At 64.0% G+C, this 16883-nt stretch carries 14 protein-coding genes; 13 read left to right on the forward strand and 1 reads right to left on the reverse strand.

Annotated features, from left to right (window positions below; all coding sequences use genetic code 11):
* Positions 1-19: 19 nt before the first annotated feature.
* Entirely contained in the window at positions 20-481 is a 462-nt protein-coding gene (locus tag HV675_RS11720) for a Fur family transcriptional regulator (protein ID WP_175111071.1), read from the reverse strand.
* A 411-nt stretch (positions 482-892) separates the two neighbouring features.
* Here HV675_RS11720 and HV675_RS11725 point away from each other — a divergent pair, with 411 nt between their 5' ends.
* From HV675_RS11725 to HV675_RS11785, 13 genes are all read left to right on the forward strand, one after another.
* Positions 893-1675, forward strand: a complete 783-nt coding sequence (locus tag HV675_RS11725; protein WP_175111072.1) for an L-iditol 2-dehydrogenase — start codon at positions 893-895, stop codon at positions 1673-1675.
* 100 nt (positions 1676-1775) lie between these two features.
* Positions 1776-3098: an ABC transporter substrate-binding protein gene (locus HV675_RS11730; RefSeq protein ID WP_175111073.1), complete on the forward strand. Its 1323-nt coding sequence runs from the start codon at positions 1776-1778 to the stop codon at positions 3096-3098.
* A gap of 137 nt (positions 3099-3235) precedes the next feature.
* Positions 3236-4171, forward strand: coding sequence for a carbohydrate ABC transporter permease (locus HV675_RS11735; protein WP_175111074.1), 936 nt, complete (start codon positions 3236-3238; stop codon positions 4169-4171).
* The gene (locus HV675_RS11740) at positions 4168-5034 is read left to right on the forward strand and encodes a carbohydrate ABC transporter permease (RefSeq protein ID WP_175111075.1); all 867 of its coding nucleotides are present in this window, start codon (positions 4168-4170) and stop codon (positions 5032-5034) included. The genes HV675_RS11735 and HV675_RS11740 overlap by 4 nt, the downstream gene beginning before the upstream one ends.
* Before the next feature lie 29 nt (positions 5035-5063).
* A complete protein-coding gene (locus HV675_RS11745) occupies positions 5064-5795 on the forward strand; it encodes an HAD family hydrolase (RefSeq protein ID WP_175111076.1) in 732 nt (243 codons plus the stop codon).
* On the forward strand, positions 5783-6892 hold the full coding sequence (locus tag HV675_RS11750) for an ABC transporter ATP-binding protein (RefSeq protein WP_175111077.1): 1110 nt from the start codon (positions 5783-5785) through the stop codon (positions 6890-6892). The genes HV675_RS11745 and HV675_RS11750 overlap by 13 nt, the downstream gene beginning before the upstream one ends.
* A 539-nt stretch (positions 6893-7431) precedes the next feature.
* Positions 7432-8742: an oxalate/formate MFS antiporter gene (gene oxlT / locus HV675_RS11755; RefSeq protein WP_246270202.1), complete on the forward strand. Its 1311-nt coding sequence runs from the start codon at positions 7432-7434 to the stop codon at positions 8740-8742.
* Complete coding sequence (locus tag HV675_RS11760; protein ID WP_175111078.1) at positions 8742-9494, forward strand: GntR family transcriptional regulator; 753 nt, start codon at positions 8742-8744, stop codon at positions 9492-9494. The genes oxlT and HV675_RS11760 overlap by 1 nt, the downstream gene beginning before the upstream one ends.
* Positions 9495-9878: 384 nt before the next feature.
* Positions 9879-11624, forward strand: a complete 1746-nt coding sequence (oxc, locus tag HV675_RS11765) for an oxalyl-CoA decarboxylase (RefSeq protein WP_246270196.1) — start codon at positions 9879-9881, stop codon at positions 11622-11624.
* A 22-nt stretch (positions 11625-11646) separates the two neighbouring features.
* Positions 11647-12900 carry a formyl-CoA transferase gene (frc, locus tag HV675_RS11770; protein WP_175111079.1) on the forward strand — a complete coding sequence of 418 codons (1254 nt, stop codon included), beginning with the start codon at positions 11647-11649 and terminating at the stop codon, positions 12898-12900.
* Positions 12901-13084: 184 nt separating this feature from the next.
* A complete protein-coding gene (locus tag HV675_RS11775) occupies positions 13085-13516 on the forward strand; it encodes a PAS domain-containing protein (protein ID WP_175111080.1) in 432 nt (143 codons plus the stop codon).
* A gap of 343 nt (positions 13517-13859) precedes the next feature.
* Complete coding sequence (locus HV675_RS11780; protein ID WP_175111081.1) at positions 13860-15455, forward strand: Re/Si-specific NAD(P)(+) transhydrogenase subunit alpha; 1596 nt, start codon at positions 13860-13862, stop codon at positions 15453-15455.
* Positions 15456-15465: 10 nt separating this feature from the next.
* The gene (locus tag HV675_RS11785) at positions 15466-16866 is read left to right on the forward strand and encodes an NAD(P)(+) transhydrogenase (Re/Si-specific) subunit beta (protein ID WP_175111082.1); all 1401 of its coding nucleotides are present in this window, start codon (positions 15466-15468) and stop codon (positions 16864-16866) included.
* The last annotated feature ends 17 nt before the right edge of the window (positions 16867-16883 follow it).

Raw genomic sequence — 16883 nt, forward strand, 5'->3', positions numbered from 1 at the left:
TAGCGAATGGAAAGAGAATTCAGGCTTGGCCGCGCTGGCATTCGGCGCACAGGCCGCTTAGTTCGACGACCTGGCGATGCACTTCGAAGCCATGGGCGGGCGCGCTGCCGGCAAGCTGCCGCGCCAGCTCGCCGCCGGGGATTTCGATCGCCTCGCCGCATGCCTCGCAGATCAGGAACTGCCCTTGATGCGGCTCGCCGACGTCGCAACACGCGATAAACGCGTTCTTCGACTCGATCCGATGCACGAAGCCGTGCTCGACGAGAAAGTCGAGCACGCGATAGACGGTAGTCGGCGGCACCCGGCCGCGCTGGGGTTCGAGCGCGGCAAGCAGGTCGTACGCGCCGATCGGCCGGTCGCTCGCGGCGATCAGCGTGTAGACCTGGCGGCGCAGCGTGGTCAGCGCGAGGCCGCGCGCCGCTGCGACGGCTTGCGCACGCGCCAGCCGTTGCGCGACGCGATCATCGGATGAGGCGGACATGGTGCTGCTCCTGAGGGCGGCGCGTTTGGCCGGCGGAACGCCGCAGCCGCGGCCGCCTGTCTGGCAGTGCCGATTGGAAAAACCCAACGCGACACGGCAATGAAGCGACGAAAAATCGACGAAAAATCGACGAAGGCGAGATGATATAACGTATCTAAACATCTTGCCATTGATTGCGCGCGCACGCCGTCTAAATTGATATGAGCGACGCGGCGCCCGCATTGAATTCGACGTGCCTGCGAGTGAGCCGCTAGCTGCGGCGCTGCACCATCGAAATCTTGCGGCGCGCCTTGACATGGCCGGACACGTATCCGATCATTCGATCACAAATAGAGCAATTGATCGCACAGAGAGCGTTCGCTCACTGGCATAAAGACTCGCACACAAGAGCGAACGATTGGGAGACACGCAGTGGCAGCGCGATTGCAAGACAAGGTGGCAATTCTCACCGGCGCGGCGAGCGGCATTGGCGAAGCGGTCGCGCGCCGGTATCTGGACGAAGGCGCGCGCTGCGTGCTGGTCGACGTGAAGCCGGCCGATGCATTTGCGCAGTCGTTGCGCGACGATTACCCCGAGCGCGTGATCACCGTCAGCGCGGACGTCACGCGGCGCGAAGACATTCAGCGCATCCTGTCGCAGACGGTCGGGCATTTCGGCCGCGTCGACATTCTCTTCAACAACGCGGCGCTATTCGATATGCGTCCGCTGCTCGACGAATCCTGGGATATCTACGACAAGCTGTTCGCGGTCAACGTGAAGGGCATGTTCTTCCTGATGCAGGCAGTCGCGCAGCGCATGGTCGAGCAGCGCGCGGGCGGCAAGATCATCAATATGTCGTCGCAGGCCGGGCGCCGCGGCGAGGCGCTCGTGTCGCACTACTGCGCGACCAAGGCGGCCGTGCTCAGCTATACGCAATCGGCGGCGCTCGCCCTCGCGCCGCACAGGATCAACGTGAACGGCATCGCACCGGGCGTCGTCGATACGCCGATGTGGGAGCAGGTCGATGCGCTCTTCGCACGTTATGAGAACCGGCCGCTCGGCGAGAAGAAGCGTCTCGTCGGCGAAGCGGTGCCGCTCGGCAGGATGGGGCTGCCGGCGGATCTGACCGGCGCGGCGCTGTTCCTCGCATCGTCGGATGCGGACTACATCACCGCGCAAACCCTGAATGTCGACGGCGGTAACTGGATGAGCTGATCTGCCCGACCCCTGCCCGCGACCCGGCTGCCGGCAATCTGAGGACCTGTGAGCCGCCCATCGCAAGCCAACAACGAACGTACGATAAAGGAGACAAACGATGAAACCTGCCCTGAAACCCGCGCTGAAGGTACTCGGCGCCGCGGCGGCCGCGTGCGCGGCGCTCAATGCGTCGGCGGCGACCGTCACGATCGCGACCCTCAACAACCCGGACATGATCGAGCTGAAGAAGCTCTCGCCCGCATTCGAAAAGGCGAATCCGGACATCAAGCTGAACTGGGTGATCCTCGAGGAAAACGTGTTGCGCCAGCGCGCGACGACCGACATCACCACCGGCAGCGGCCAGTTCGACGTGGTGACGATCGGCGCATACGAAACGCCGCAATGGGGCAAGCGCGGCTGGCTGTCGCCGCTTGCCGACCTGCCGGCGAGCTATGACCTGAACGACGTCGTGAAGACCGCGCGCGAAGGGCTCTCGTATAACGGTTCGCTTTATGCGCTGCCGTTCTACGTCGAAAGCTCGATGACGTTTTACCGCAAGGATCTGTTCGCGGCGAAGGGCCTGAAGATGCCGGACAACCCGACCTACGACCAGATCGCGCAATTTGCGGACAAGCTGACCGACAAGTCGGCCGGCATGTACGGCATCTGTCTGCGCGGCAAGGCGGGCTGGGGCGAGAACATGGCGTACGTGACGACGCTCGTCAACACGTTCGGCGGCCGCTGGTTCGACGAGAAATGGCATGCGCAGCTCACCACGCCGGAGTGGAAAAAGGCCGTCTCGTTCTACGTCGACCTGTTGAAGAAAGACGGCCCGCCGGGAGCGAGCTCGAACGGCTTCAACGAAAACCTGACGCTGATGTCATCGGGCAAGTGCGCGATGTGGATCGATGCGACGGTGGCGGCCGGCATGCTGTACAACAAGCAGCAATCGCAGATCTCCGACAAGGTGGGCTTCGCGGCGGCGCCGACCCAGGTCACGCCGAACGGTTCGCACTGGCTGTGGGCGTGGGCGCTGGCGATTCCGAAGACGTCGAAGCAGCAGGATTCGGCGAAGAAGTTCATCGCGTGGGCGACGTCGAAGGAGTACATCGAGCTGGTCGCGAAGGATGAAGGCTGGGCCTCGGTGCCGCCGGGCACGCGCCAGTCGACCTACGCGCGGCCGGAATACAAGCAGGCCGCGCCGTTTGCCGACTTCGTGCTGAAGGCGATCGAATCCGCCGACCCGACGCACCCGACGTTGAAGTCCGTGCCGTACACCGGCGTGCAGTTCGTCGGTATTCCTGAGTTCCAGTCGTTCGGCACCGTGGTCGGACAGAGCATCTCCGGCGCAGTGGCGGGCCAGATGACGGTCGATCAGGCTTTGCAGGCGGGCAATGCCACCGCGGATCGCGCGGTGCGCCAGGCTGGCCTGCAGAAGTAACGCGGTAGCAAAGTTCGTTCGAAGCAAAACCCCGGCCGGGCGGCAATGCCCGGCCGGACCCCCGGCAGCACGGCGGCCCGCCTGCCTCGTTTGAAGCAAACCCGGCGGCTCGCGCACTTCCGAACAGGTGGCCCATCATGCCTCATCTGCGCCTTCCTCTGTCGCATGCCCATCCCCGAACCGAACAGGAACGCGAATCGCGCAAAGCCGCGTCCGCGCGCTGGCTGGTGTCGCCATCCGTCGCGGTCCTGTTGCTGTGGATGGCGATTCCGCTCGCGATGACGATCTGGTTTTCGTTCACGCGCTACAACCTGCTGAACCCGGATGAAAAAGGCTTCGCCGGCTTCGACAACTACCGCTATCTGGCGACCGACCCGTCGTTCTGGCCGTCGATCCTGCATACGTTGCAGCTGATCATCGCGGTGCTGGTGATCACGGTGGTGGGCGGCGTGCTGATGGCCGTGCTGTTCGACCGGAAATTCTATGGGCAGGGCATTGCGCGCCTGCTCGCGATCGCGCCGTTCTTCGTGATGCCGACGGTGAGCGCGCTGATCTGGAAGAACATGATTTTCCACCCGGTGTACGGTCTGGTCGCGGACGCGATGCGCGCGGCCGGCCTCACGCCGATCGACTGGTTCGCGACGTATCCGCTGACGTCGGTGATCATCATCGTCGCGTGGCAGTGGTTGCCGTTCGCGTTTCTGATTTTGTTTACCGCGATCCAGTCGCTCGATCAGGAACAGAAGGAGGCGGCGAAAATCGACGGCGCCGGCCCGTTCGCGATGTTTTTCTTCATCACGTTGCCGCACCTGAGACGTGCGATCGCGGTGGTCGTGATGATGGAGACGATTTTCCTGCTGTCGATTTTCGCCGAGATCTATACGACGACCGGCGGCGGCCCCGGCAACGCGACCACCAATCTGTCGTACCTGATCTACGCGCTCGGCCTGCAGCAGTTCGACGTCGGCCTGGCTTCCGCCGGCGGCATTCTCGCGGTCGTGGTCGCGAACATCGTGTCGTTCTTCCTTGTGAAGATGCTCGCGAAGAACCTGAAAGGGGAGTACGAAAAATGAGCCAGGTCGCTGTCTCACCCGTTGCGGCCGCCGCCGCGCCCGCTGCTTCGCCGTTGGCTACCGTGCGGCGCGCCATTCCGGGCATTCTCGCGTGGCTGATCGCGCTCGCGCTGTTCTTCCCGATCTTCTGGATGACGATCACCGCGTTCAAGACCGAGCAGCAGGCGTACTCGTCTTCGCTGTTCTTTACGCCGACGCTCGAGAGCTTCCGCGAGGTGTTCGCGCGCAGCAACTACTTCGGGTTTGCGTGGAACTCGGTGCTGATTTCGGTCGGCGTGACCATCGTGTGCCTGATCCTGGCCGTGCCCGCCGCTTACGCGATGGCGTTCTTCCCGAGCCGGCGTACGCAGAAAACGCTGCTGTGGATGCTGTCGACGAAAATGATGCCGTCGGTCGGCGTGCTGGTGCCGATCTATCTGCTGTGGAAAAACAGCGGGCTGCTCGACACGGTGACCGGTCTCGTCATCGTCTACACGCTGATCAATCTGCCGATCGCCGTGTGGATGGCGTTCACGTACTTCAACGAGATTCCGCGCGACATCCTCGAAGCCGGCCGCATCGACGGCGCCGCGACGTGGCAGGAAATCGTCTACCTGCTGATGCCGATGGCGCTGCCGGGCCTCGCGTCGACCGCGCTGCTGCTCGTGATCCTGTCGTGGAACGAAGCGTTCTGGAGCATCAATCTGTCGAGTTCGAATGCGGCGCCGCTGACGGTGTTCATCGCGTCGTATTCGAGCCCCGAGGGGTTGTTCTGGGCGAAGCTGTCCGCTGCGTCGCTGCTCGCGGTCGCGCCGATCCTGATTGTCGGCTGGCTGTCGCAGAAGCAGCTGGTGCGGGGGCTTACGTTCGGAGCGGTCAAGTGACGCAAACGCAGACGCAAACCCAGACCCAGATGCAAACACAACCTCGCACGGAAACCCGAACCGGCATGGCGCTCGTCCTGATCTGCGATTGCGACGGTGTGCTGATCGACAGCGAAGCCGTCGCGGCCGCGATGCTGGTGCGCGAACTCGAAGCGCGCTGGCCCGATGCGGAGGTCGCGCCGGTCGTGATGCCGCTGCTCGGTCTGCGGATCGAACGCGTGCTCGAAGGCGCGGCCGCGCAGCTGGGCAAGCAGTTTGCCGGCGGCGATATCGAGGCGATTCGCACGAAGGTCGAAGCGGCGGCGGTGCAGGCGCCGACCGTGAACGGCGTCGGCGACGCGCTCGCGCAGATTGTGCTCACCAAAGCGTGCGCGAGCAACAGCTTTCGTCCGTACGTCGAAGCGGCGCTCGCGCGCACCGGGCTCGTCAAGTTTTTCGGCGACCGGCTTTTCTGCGCGGATTCGGTGCCGCGGCCGAAGCCGGCGCCGGACGTTTATCTCGCGGCGGCGCGCGGTCTGAACGTGACGCCGGACGCTTGTCTCGTTGTCGAAGACAGCGTGACCGGCGTGACCGCGGCGACGGCGGCGGGCATGACGGTGATCGGCTTCATCGGCGGCGGCCACACGAGCGACGCGCAGATCGACGCGTTGCGCGCGGCCGGCGCGCAACAGGTATTCGACGATATGCGGCGACTGCCGGAACTGGTCGCACGTTGGACGCAACATCACGCAACACACGGAGACACATCATGGCTAGCCTGACTTTGCGCAATATCAGCAAGCGCTACGACGAGACGGAAGTGATGCGCAACATCAACCTCGACATCGCGGATGGCGAGTTCGTCGTGTTCGTCGGTCCGAGCGGCTGCGGGAAGTCGACGCTGATGCGGATGATCGCGGGCCTCGAAGACATCAGCAGCGGCGATCTGAATATCGACGGCACGCGCATGAACGAAGTGCCGCCCGCCAAGCGCGGCATCGCGATGGTGTTCCAGTCCTATGCGCTGTATCCGCATATGACGCTGTACGACAACATGGCGTTCGGCCTCAAGCTCGCAGGCGCGAAAAAGCCGGAGATCGATCAGGCGGTGCGCAACGCGGCGAAGATCCTGCATATCGACCATCTGCTCGAGCGCAAGCCGAAGCAACTGTCGGGCGGGCAGCGTCAGCGCGTCGCGATCGGCCGCGCGATCACGCGCAAGCCGAAGGTATTTCTGTTCGACGAACCGCTGTCGAATCTCGACGCCGCGCTGCGCGTGAAAATGCGCCTCGAGTTCGCGCGGCTGCACGACGAACTGAAGACCACGATGATCTACGTGACGCACGACCAGGTCGAAGCGATGACACTCGCGGACAAGATCGTCGTGCTGTCGGCAGGCAATCTCGAACAGGTCGGCACGCCGAACGCGCTGTATCACGCGCCGGCGAACCGCTTTGTCGCGGGCTTTATCGGCTCGCCGAAGATGAATTTCATGGACGGCGTCGTGCAGTCGGTCGCGGCTGACGGCGTGCTGGTGCGCTATGAAACCGGCGAGACGCAACGCGTCGCGGTCGAGCCCGGCAATGCGAGGGAAGGCGACAAGGTGAGCGTCGGCATCCGGCCCGAGCATCTGCATGTGGATTCAGTGGAGTTCGGCGTGTCCGCGAAAATCATGGCCGTCGAATCGCTCGGCGATGCCGCGTATCTGTACGCCGAATGCGGCGTCGCGCCCGAAGGGCTGATCGCGCGCATTCCGCCGCTCGAGCAGCATCCGAAGGGCAAGATGGTCAAACTCGGCGCGGACGCGGGCCATTGCCACCTGTTCGATAGCAACGGGCAGGCGTTCCGCCGGAGAATCGCGCAGGAACTGGCGGCGTGACGGACGTCGGTTGACGGCGCGTTTCGCCTATATAGTCAAACTAACCGTCTGACCGTTGCGCGTCGCGTTGGCGCATAACGGCCGGCACGATACAGCTGACCTATCAATTAACGAATCATTCGGAGCACGAAAACAACGCGCCGGCGCCGGCCGTTCACACCGCCCGCCAAAGTGCGCGCCGTATTGTTCCGCCTGCCTTCACGCCCTGGCACAGCGCCATGCTGCGATGCGGGTGCTCGTGCCTGCTCGACGCGAGCGATGGCGCGGCTTTCGCATTACCAATGCCTTTCTCTCGAATAACATTCGATGACGGCCATTCACATAGCCTTATTCAAACGATAAAAAAGTTTGATTTTTGCTGCCGCGCAAAAGAGACCACCATCGGCGGGCGTCAACCGTATCCCGTTCTGTGCATCTCGTTGTCCTGACAGCCTGCAAGTTGCCTCCGGAACCCGAGCGTCGACGTCAGACCAGAAGTCATTACACGGAGACGACTCTTGCAACAGCCAGTCACAGCACCCGGTGGCGGTGCGAAACATCTGCCCGGCCGCCAGTCCAGCCGATGGGTTCAACTTGCGATCGGCGTCATCTGCATGGGCCTCGTCGCGAATCTCCAATACGCGTGGACGCTCTTCGTCGAGCCGATGAATGCCCAGCATCACTGGGGCCTCGCGTCGATTCAAACGGCTTTCTCGATCTTTATCGTGACCGAAACCTGGCTTGTGCCGATCGAAGGCTGGCTCGTCGATCGTTTCGGTCCGCGTCCCGTCGTGATCGGCGGCGCGATCTGCGCGGGCCTCGGCTGGATACTCGACGCGTATGCGCCCAATCTGGCCGTGCTCTTTCTCGCCGCGGTGATCTCCGGCATCGGCGCCGGCTGCGTGTACGGCACCTGCGTCGGCAATGCGCTCAAGTGGTTTCCGGACCGGCGCGGCCTCGCGGCCGGCCTGACGGCCGCCGGCTTCGGCGCGGGCGCCGCGCTGACCGTGATCCCGATCGCGTCGATGATCGAGCGCTCCGGCTATCAGCACACGCTGGTCTTTTTCGGCTGCCTGCAAGGCGGCGTGATCCTGTTGCTCGCGACGTTGCTGGTGCGCCCGAATCCGCCCGAGTTCGCGCGCAAGGTCAAACGCGTGGTCGCGACGAAGATCGACTACACGACCAGCGAAATGGTGCGCGCGCCGGTGTTCTGGGTGCTCTACGCGATGTTCGTATGCGTGGCGACCGGCGGCATCATCGCGACCGCGCAGATCGGCCCGATCGCGAAGGAATATGGTTTCGCCGAGACGCCGATCGCATTCTTCGCCGCGACGCTGCCGCTGCTCACGCTGACGTTGTCGATCAATAACGTCTGCAACGGCTTCACACGGCCGATTTGCGGCGCGATCTCCGATCGCATCGGCCGCGAGAACACGATGTTCATGACGTTCCTCGGCGAAGGACTCGCGCTGCTCGGCCTGATGCACTTCGGTCACAACCCGTACCTGTTCATGGTGTTCTCCGGGCTGATCTTCGTGTTCTACGGCGACATCTTCTCGAACTTCCCGGCGACCTGCGCGGATACGTTCGGCGCGAAATACGCGGCCGGCAACGCGGGCACGCTGTACACCGCGAAGGGCACCGCCGCGATGCTGGTGCCGATCGCCTCGGTGCTCGCCGAGCACGGCGGCTGGAACACGGTGTTTATCTTCGCGGCGTGCATCGCGATCGCGGGCAGCGTGGCGGCGAAATTCGTGCTCGCGCCGATGCGGCAGCGCTGGATCGAGGATTCGTGGAAGGAAAGCGAACGGCTCGCGTTCGTCGGATCACGTAATACGTATAAACCGACGCCGCTGGGGTCGAACGAGTAATGGACGACGACGCGACTTTGACGATCGCGGCGTCGCCGGCTTCAACGGAAGCGCGTGCGACGCCGTTTGCGCTGTCGCTGCAGCCGTTGAACCCGGGCGCGTCGCTGCGCGATCTCGCGTACGCGAAGCTGCGTCAGGCGATCGCGGAAGCCGACATCTACGGCTCGCGCGAAGCGATCCGGCTCGACGAGCGCAATCTGACCGAAGCGCTCGGTGTGAGCCGCACGCCGATCCGCGAGGCGATGACGCTGCTCGAGCAGGAAGGCTTTCTACGCGCGGTGCCGCGTCGCGGCATGTTTATCCGGCGCAAGACGCGTCGCGAGATCGTCGAGATGATCCAGATGTGGGCGGCGCTCGAGAGCATGGCGGCGCGCCTCGCGACGCTCAAGGCGAGCGACGACGAGATCGAAGATCTGCGCAGGCTGTTCGCGCGCTTCGACGGCGGACGGCAGACGCCGGCGCAGCAGATCGACGAGTACTCGGAGGCGAACATCACGTTTCACGAGGCGCTGGTGAAGCTGTCGAAGTCGCAGGCGATCGCGCGCACGATCCGCAACGTGTTCGCGCACGTGCGCGCAATCCGCAAGCTGACGATCTCGCAAAGCGACCGGGCGTCGCGTTCGATCACCGATCACATGCAGATCATCGAAGCGCTGGAGGCGCGCGATACGGAAGGCGCGGAGCGGCTCGCGCGGCAGCATTCGCTGGAGCTCGCGACCTACGTGAACGCGCATTGCGACTTTCTGGAGTGAAAGCTGGAGCGAGGTTGGATGACGGATCGACCGGCGTGTGCGCGGTGAATCGGCCCCTTTGCGGGCCTTTCTTCGCATCAACTTGATATATCACATGCCAGATATCGTCGGACGTTGTGGTGCGCTGCACAAGAGGTCAGCGAAAGGAGCAACTCACTGAAATTAATGAAGTTTCTACGGGAAAGCTGTCGATGGCGAGCGAGATTTAACAGCTCTACGCTGCAACAAGCGACGCCCTAAGGGCAAAAAGCTATTGAATCAAACTTGGTGTGTGATATATGGTATATCACAGTGCTGCGATGAGTCCGACGGAAGGTTCTCGGGCACCGATTACCCATACACGACGCGACGGCCTAACAGTCATATCGATCTGGAGATTAGTGAATGTCTACTGTTGAAATTGCGCGTCCTGCTGCTGCGACAGCACAGGAGAGCGAACAAGCCGCCACGACCGACGGCTTTCATCTGGTCATCGATGCGCTGAAGCTGAACGACATCGATACGATTTTCGGTCTGGTCGGCATTCCGATCACCGACCTCGCGCGCCTCGCGCAGGCCGAAGGAATGCGCTTCATCGGTTTCCGTCATGAGCAGAACGCCGGCAACGCGGCGGCGATCCACGGCTACATGACGCAAAAACCCGGCATCTGTCTGACGGTGTCGGCGCCGGGCTTCCTGAACGGCCTGACGGCGCTCGCCAACGCGACGACCAACTGCTTCCCGATGATCCTGATCAGCGGCTCGAGCGAGCGCGAGATCGTCGATCTGCAGCAGGGCGATTACGAAGAGATGGACCAGCTGAACGCGGCGAAGCCGTACGCGAAGGCTGCATATCGCGTGCTGCACGCGGAGGACATCGGCATCGGCATCGCGCGTGCGATTCGCGCGGCCGTGTCGGGCCGTCCGGGCGGCGTCTATCTCGATCTGCCGGCGAAGCTGCTGGCGCAGACGATCGACGCGGTGAAGGCGAAGCAGTCGCTGGTGAAGGTGGTCGATGCGGCGCCGCGTCAGCTGCCGGCGCCGGATTCGGTGAAGCGCGCGCTCGACGTGATCAAGGGCGCGAAGCGTCCGCTGATTCTGCTCGGCAAGGGCGCCGCATACGCGCAAGCCGACAAGCAGATTCGCGAACTGGTCGAGAAGAGCGGCATTCCGTATCTGCCGATGTCGATGGCCAAGGGCCTGCTGCCGGATACGCACGCGCAATCGGCATCCGCCGCGCGCTCGTTCGTGCTGCAGGAAGCGGACTGCGTCGTGCTGATCGGCGCGCGTCTGAACTGGCTGCTCGCGCACGGCAAGGGCAAGACGTGGGGCGCCGCGCCGAAGCGCTTTGTGCAGATCGATATCGCGCCGACGGAAATCGACAGCAACGTCGCGATCGAAGCGCCGCTGATCGGCGATATCGGTTCGTGCGTCACGGAGCTCGTCGCCGGTATCGACGCGAACTTCCCGAAGCCGCCGTCGGAGTGGATCGCCGCCGTCACCGAGAAGAAGAACAAGAACCTCGAAAAGATGGCCGCGACGCTCGCGAAGAATCCGTCGCCGATGAGCTTCCACAGCGCGCTGCGCGCGATCCGCGACGTCCTGAAGACGCGTCCGGACATCAACGTCGTCAACGAAGGCGCGAACACGCTCGACTACGCGCGTGCGGTGATCGACATGTACGAACCGCGCCGCCGTTTCGACTCGGGCACGTGGGGCATCATGGGTATCGGCATGGGCTTCGCGATCGGCGCGGCGGTGACGAGCGGCACGCAAGTGGTGGCGATCGAAGGCGATAGCGCGTTCGGCTTTTCCGGCATGGAGCTCGAGACGATCTGCCGTTACGACCTGCCGGTCTGCACGATCGTGTTCAACAACAACGGCGTCTACAAGGGCACCGACGTGAACCCGACCGGCGGCAAGGACCTTGCGCCGACCGTGTTCGTGAAGGGCGCGCGCTACGACAAGATGATCGAGGCATTCGGCGGCGTCGGCTTTAACGCGACGACGCCGGAAGAACTGACGCAGGCCCTGCAGGAAGCGATCAAGTCGGGCAAGCCCACCTTGATCAATGCCGTGATCGACGAAGCGGCCGGTACCGAAAGCGGCCGATTGACCAACCTGAACCCGCAAAGCGGCGTGAAGAAGTAAGCCCCAGCCCACGGAGATACGAATGAGCAACAAACCACTAGAAGGCATCAAGATCATCGACTTCACGCACGTTCAGGCCGGCCCGGCCTGCACGCAAATGCTGGCGTGGTTCGGTGCGGATGTGATCAAGGTCGAGCGCCCGGGCTCGGGCGACGTGACGCGCAACCAGCTGCGCGATATTCCCGATGCCGACGCGCTGTACTTCACGATGCTCAACAGCAACAAGCGCTCGCTGACGCTCGATACGAAGACGGCCGCCGGCAAGGAAGTACTGGAGAAGCTGATCAAGGAATCGGACGTACTCGTCGAAAACTTCGGCCCGGGCGCACTGGACCGGATGGGCTTTTCGTGGGAGCACATCAACGAATTGAACCCGAAGATGATCGTCGCGTCGGTGAAGGGCTTCAGCGACGGCCACCACTATCAGGACCTGAAGGTCTATGAAAACGTCGCGCAATGCGCGGGCGGCGCCGCATCGACGACCGGCTTCTGGGACGGCCCGCCGACGGTGAGCGCGGCGGCGCTCGGCGACAGCAACACCGGCATGCACCTCGCGATCGGCATTCTGACCGCGATCATCGGCCGCCAGCAGACCGGCAAGGGCCAGAAGGTGGCCGTGTCGATGCAGGACAGCGTGCTGAACCTGTGCCGCGTGAAGCTGCGCGACCAGCAGCGTCTGGACCGCCTCGGCTATCTGGAAGAGTATCCGCAGTACCCGCACGGCACGTTCAGCGACGTGGTGCCGCGCGGCGGCAATGCGGGCGGCGGCGGCCAGCCGGGCTGGGTGTTGAAGTGCAAGGGCTGGGAAAACGACCCGAACGCGTACATCTACTTCACGGTTCAGGGTCACGCGTGGGAGCCGATCTGCCGCGCCATCGGCAAGCCGGAGTGGATCAACGATCCGAACTACGCGACGGCCGAAGCGCGTCAGCCGCACATCTTCGACATCTTCGCGACGATCGAAGGGTGGCTCGCCGACAAGACCAAGTTCGAAGCGGTCGACATCCTGCGCAAGTTCGACATTCCGTGCGCACCGGTGCTGACGATGAAGGAACTCGCCAACGACGAATCGCTGCGCGCAAGCGGCTCGATCGTCGAAGTGGACCACAAGGTGCGCGGCAAGTACCTGACGGTCGGCAGCCCGATCAAGTTCTCGGATCTGAAGCCGGAAATCACGGGTTCGCCGCTGCTCGGCGAGCATACCGACGAAGTGCTGGCGGAACTGGGCTACAGCAACGAGCAGATCAAGACGATGCGTGAAACGCGTGCGGTTTGATGCCGCATCGTAATGCGCAGCACACGTAGTACCCTGCAGTCGTAGTTGCAGTTCGCAGCAGACAGACGGCCGCCGTTCCGCGCCGCATCGCACGATGCGGCGGAAACGGGACGGCGGCCGCACAATGAACGAGAGACAAATGCTCGCGTGCGAGCATAGCCCTACACAGCCCGGACAAGAGATCATGGCCCCCACCATCGACTTTGAACAGCTGGTCAACGCAATCGGTGACGCAGTGATCGTCTCCGGTCCGGATGGCACGATTACGCTGTGGAACCCCGCTGCCGAACGGATGTTCGGCTACACGCCGGACGAAGCGCTTGGCAAGTCGCTGGACCTGATCATTCCCGAACGGCTGCGCGGCCGTCATTGGGACGGCTACAACAAGACCATGGCGACCGGCGAGACCCGCTACGGCCACGACCTGCTGAAGGTGCCGGCGGTCGACAGGGCGGGCCGCGCAATGTCGATTGCGTTTACGGTCGCGCTATTGCGCTCGCCGCAAGGCGAGCTGAGCGGCATCGTCGCCATTATTCGCGACGAGACGGCTCGCTTTACCGAAGATCGCGCGCTGCGCAAGCGCGTCGCCGAGCTGGAGGCGAAAGCGAACGCGTGATGAAGCACGGGTTCGCCGGCACACCCATGCCGGCGTATTCAGTGCCCCGCCGACCTTGCGCCGGATAACGAAGACCAAACGAGACAACGAGACAGGCCCGCCGAGATGCGGGCCGCAAGCGGCAAGCGGTCCATTCCCCCAAACGGACCGCCGCGCCAGAAAGACCGCGTTTCGCGGCTGACCGACCATTTGACAACAGGATTTCAGACCTTGTGACGGCGCGTGCCGGCACAAGGCGTGCGCGGCTGCGCGCGCGAGTCGCTGCGCTAAACAGCGTGCGATGTCGAAATCGCGCAGCACGTGCGACAGAACAGGATTTGAAACGTCGATTGGGAGCATTGCCATGCCAATGATGATTGGAGTACCGCGGGAGCGTTATCCGGGCGAGCGTCGTGTCGCAGTGACGCCGGAAGTGATCGGGCATCTGTCGAAGCTCGGTTTCAAGGTGTTCATCGAAACGGGCGCGGGCGAACTGGCCGCGTTCTCCGATGACGCGTATCGCGCCGCGGGCGCGCAGATCGCCGCGCACCCGGCCGAGCTGTACGCGGCGGCCGACATCATCCTGAAGGTGCGCGCGCCGCTGTCGGAAGCGGCGGGCGGCGTCGACGAAATCGCGCTGCTGCGCGAAGGCACGACGCTGATCAGCTTTATCTGGCCCGCGCAGAATCCGGAGCTGCTGGAGCGGCTGCGTGCGCGCAACATCACCGTGCTCGCGATGGATTGCGTGCCGCGCATTTCGCGCGCGCAGAAGTTCGATGCGCTGAGCTCGATGGCGAATATGGCCGGCTACCGCGCGGTGATCGAAGCCGCGCATCAGTTCGGCCGCGGCTTCATGGGACAGATCACCGCCGCCGGCAAGATCGCGCCCGCCAAGGTGATGGTGATCGGCGCCGGCGTCGCGGGGCTCGCGGCGATCGGCGCGGCGCGCAGTCTCGGCGCGATCGTGCGCGCGTTCGACACGCGGCCCGAAGTGCGGCAGCAGGTCGAGAGCATGGGCGCCGAGTTCCTCGAGCTCGACTACCAGGAAGACGGCAGCGGCGCGGGCGGCTACGCGAAGGAAATGAGCGCGGCGTTTATCGAAGCGGAAATGGCGTTGTTCGCGGCGCAGGCGAAGGAAGTCGACGTGATCGTGACGACCGCGCTGATTCCAGGCAAGCCGGCGCCGAAGCTGATCACGAGAGACATGGTGCGCAGCATGCGCTATGGCAGCGTGATCGTCGATCTCGCGGCCGAGCAGGGCGGCAATTGCGAGCTGACGCAACCAGGCGCCGCGGTGCAGGCCGAAGGCGTGACGATGGTCGGCTATACGGACTTGCCGTCGCGCATGGCGACGCAATCGAGCCAGCTGTACGGCACCAACCTGCGGCACCTGCTGACGGATCTCACGCCGCAGAAGGACGGCGAGATCGTCGTGAACTTCGATGACGAAGTGGTGCGCGGCGTGACGGTAATCCGCAATGGCGAAGTCACGTGGCCGCCGCCCAAGCGCGCGACGCCGGCGCCGGCCGCACCCGCGGCACAGGCTGCGGCGCAACCGAAGCTGGCCGCGCATGGCGCCGGCGCCGCGGTGAGCGACGCACAGCGGCGCCGCGCCGCGAAGCTCGGCATCGTCGGTCTGGTGCTTGCCGCGGTGCTGCTCGTCGCGCTCGGCGCAGTCGCGCCGCCCGCCTTCGTCGCGCACTTCACGGTGTTCGTGCTGGCGATCTTCGTCGGCTATCAGGTCGTGTGGAACGTGACGCCGGCGCTGCATACGCCGCTGATGAGCGTCACCAATGCGATCAGCGGGATCATCGTGATCGGCGCGCTGCTGCAGGTCGGCGCGCCGGGCACGCTGGTCGCGGTGCTCGCGGGTCTCGCGCTGCTGATCGCGACGATCAATATCGCCGGCGGGTTCCTCGTGACCCAACGCATGCTGAACATGTTCCAGCGCGAAGAATAAGGAGACCGACATGCAAACTGGAATCGGCAGCATGGCCTACCTGGCCGCGGGCGCGCTGTTTATCTTGAGCCTGCGCGGCCTGAGCCACCCCGCGTCCGCGCGGCGCGGCAATCTGTACGGCGTCGCCGGCATGGTGATCGCGATCGTCACGACGTTGTGGCTCGCGGGCGGCGCGTCGCTGCCCACGGTCGCCGTGCTGATGGCGATCGGCGTGGCGGGCGGCGCGCTGCTCGCGCGGCGTGTCGAGATGACGCAAATGCCGCAGCTCGTCGCGGCGCTGCACAGCTGCGTCGGTCTCGCGGCGGTGCTGGTTGCGTACGCGAGCTATCTGTCGCAGGCGCCGGAGAGCGCGGCAACGTTCAGCGGCGCGGGCAAATCGATCCACGACGTCGAAATCTATCTCGGCGTGTTTATCGGTGCGGTGACCTTCACCGGTTCGATCGTCGCGTTCCTGAAGCTGCAAGGCACGGTCGGCGGCAAGCCGCTGATCTTGCCGATGCGGCACATCCTGAACATCGTCGGCGTGCTCGCGTCGGTCGCGCTCGGTTATCTGTTCCTGACGGCACAGGAACCCGCGCAAGGCATCGGCCCGCTGCTGACCATGACCGCAATCGCCGCGCTGATCGGCGTGCATCTGGTGATGGCGATCGGCGGCGCAGACATGCCGGTGGTCGTGTCGATGCTCAACAGCTACTCGGGTTGGGCGGCGGCCGCGACCGGCTTTATGCTCAGCAACGACCTGCTGATCGTGACCGGCGCGCTGGTCGGCTCGAGCGGTGCGATTCTGAGCTACATCATGTGCCGCGCGATGAACCGCAAGTTCCTGTCGGTGATTTTCGGCGGCTTCGGCACGGTGACGACGACGGCCGCGGCGATCGAAGGCGAAGTGGTGCCGGTATCGGTCGACGAAGTCGGCGCGTTGCTGCGCGACGCGTCCGAAGTGGTGATCGTGCCCGGCTACGGGATGGCGGTTGCGCAGGCGCAAGCGACCATCAGCGAGATTACCCGCAAGCTGCGCGACAAGGGCGTGAAGGTGCGCTTCGGCATTCATCCGGTCGCAGGGCGCTTGCCAGGCCATATGAACGTGCTGCTTGCGGAAGCGAAAGTGCCGTACGACATCGTGCTCGAAATGGACGAGATCAACGAGGACTTCGGCAGCACCGACGTCGTGCTGGTGATCGGCGCGAACGATATCGTGAATCCGGCGGCGCTCGAAGATGCGGGCAGCCCGATCGCGGGCATGCCGGTGCTCGAAGTGTGGAAGGCGACCACGGTGATCGTGTCGAAGCGCAGCATGGCGAGCGGCTATGCGGGCGTGGACAACCCGCTCTTCTACAAGGAAAACACACGGATGCTGTTCGGCGACGCGAAGCGCAGCGTCGAAGCGCTGCTCGCGCAGCTCAGCACCTAGGGCTTGTATCCATAGCA

This window comes from Paraburkholderia solisilvae, assembly GCF_902859875.1.
Classification (GTDB): domain Bacteria; phylum Pseudomonadota; class Gammaproteobacteria; order Burkholderiales; family Burkholderiaceae; genus Paraburkholderia; species Paraburkholderia solisilvae.

Bases quoted from the DNA above. Each gene is read 5' to 3' on its own strand.
- frc (WP_175111079.1), top strand. From the start codon at position 11,647: ATGAGCAACAAACCACTAGAAGGCATCAAGATCATCGACTTCACGCAC.
- oxc (WP_246270196.1), top strand. From the start codon at position 9,879: ATGTCTACTGTTGAAATTGCGCGTCCTGCTGCTGCGACAGCACAGGAG.
- HV675_RS11750 (WP_175111077.1), top strand. From the start codon at position 5,783: ATGGCTAGCCTGACTTTGCGCAATATCAGCAAGCGCTACGACGAGACG.
- HV675_RS11775 (WP_175111080.1), top strand. From the start codon at position 13,085: ATGGCCCCCACCATCGACTTTGAACAGCTGGTCAACGCAATCGGTGAC.
- HV675_RS11785 (WP_175111082.1), top strand. From the start codon at position 15,466: ATGCAAACTGGAATCGGCAGCATGGCCTACCTGGCCGCGGGCGCGCTG.
- HV675_RS11760 (WP_175111078.1), top strand. From the start codon at position 8,742: ATGGACGACGACGCGACTTTGACGATCGCGGCGTCGCCGGCTTCAACG.
- HV675_RS11740 (WP_175111075.1), top strand. From the start codon at position 4,168: ATGAGCCAGGTCGCTGTCTCACCCGTTGCGGCCGCCGCCGCGCCCGCT.
- HV675_RS11720 (WP_175111071.1), bottom strand. From the start codon at position 481: ATGTCCGCCTCATCCGATGATCGCGTCGCGCAACGGCTGGCGCGTGCG.
- HV675_RS11780 (WP_175111081.1), top strand. From the start codon at position 13,860: ATGCCAATGATGATTGGAGTACCGCGGGAGCGTTATCCGGGCGAGCGT.
- HV675_RS11745 (WP_175111076.1), top strand. From the start codon at position 5,064: ATGCAAACACAACCTCGCACGGAAACCCGAACCGGCATGGCGCTCGTC.
- HV675_RS11730 (WP_175111073.1), top strand. From the start codon at position 1,776: ATGAAACCTGCCCTGAAACCCGCGCTGAAGGTACTCGGCGCCGCGGCG.
- HV675_RS11735 (WP_175111074.1), top strand. From the start codon at position 3,236: ATGCCTCATCTGCGCCTTCCTCTGTCGCATGCCCATCCCCGAACCGAA.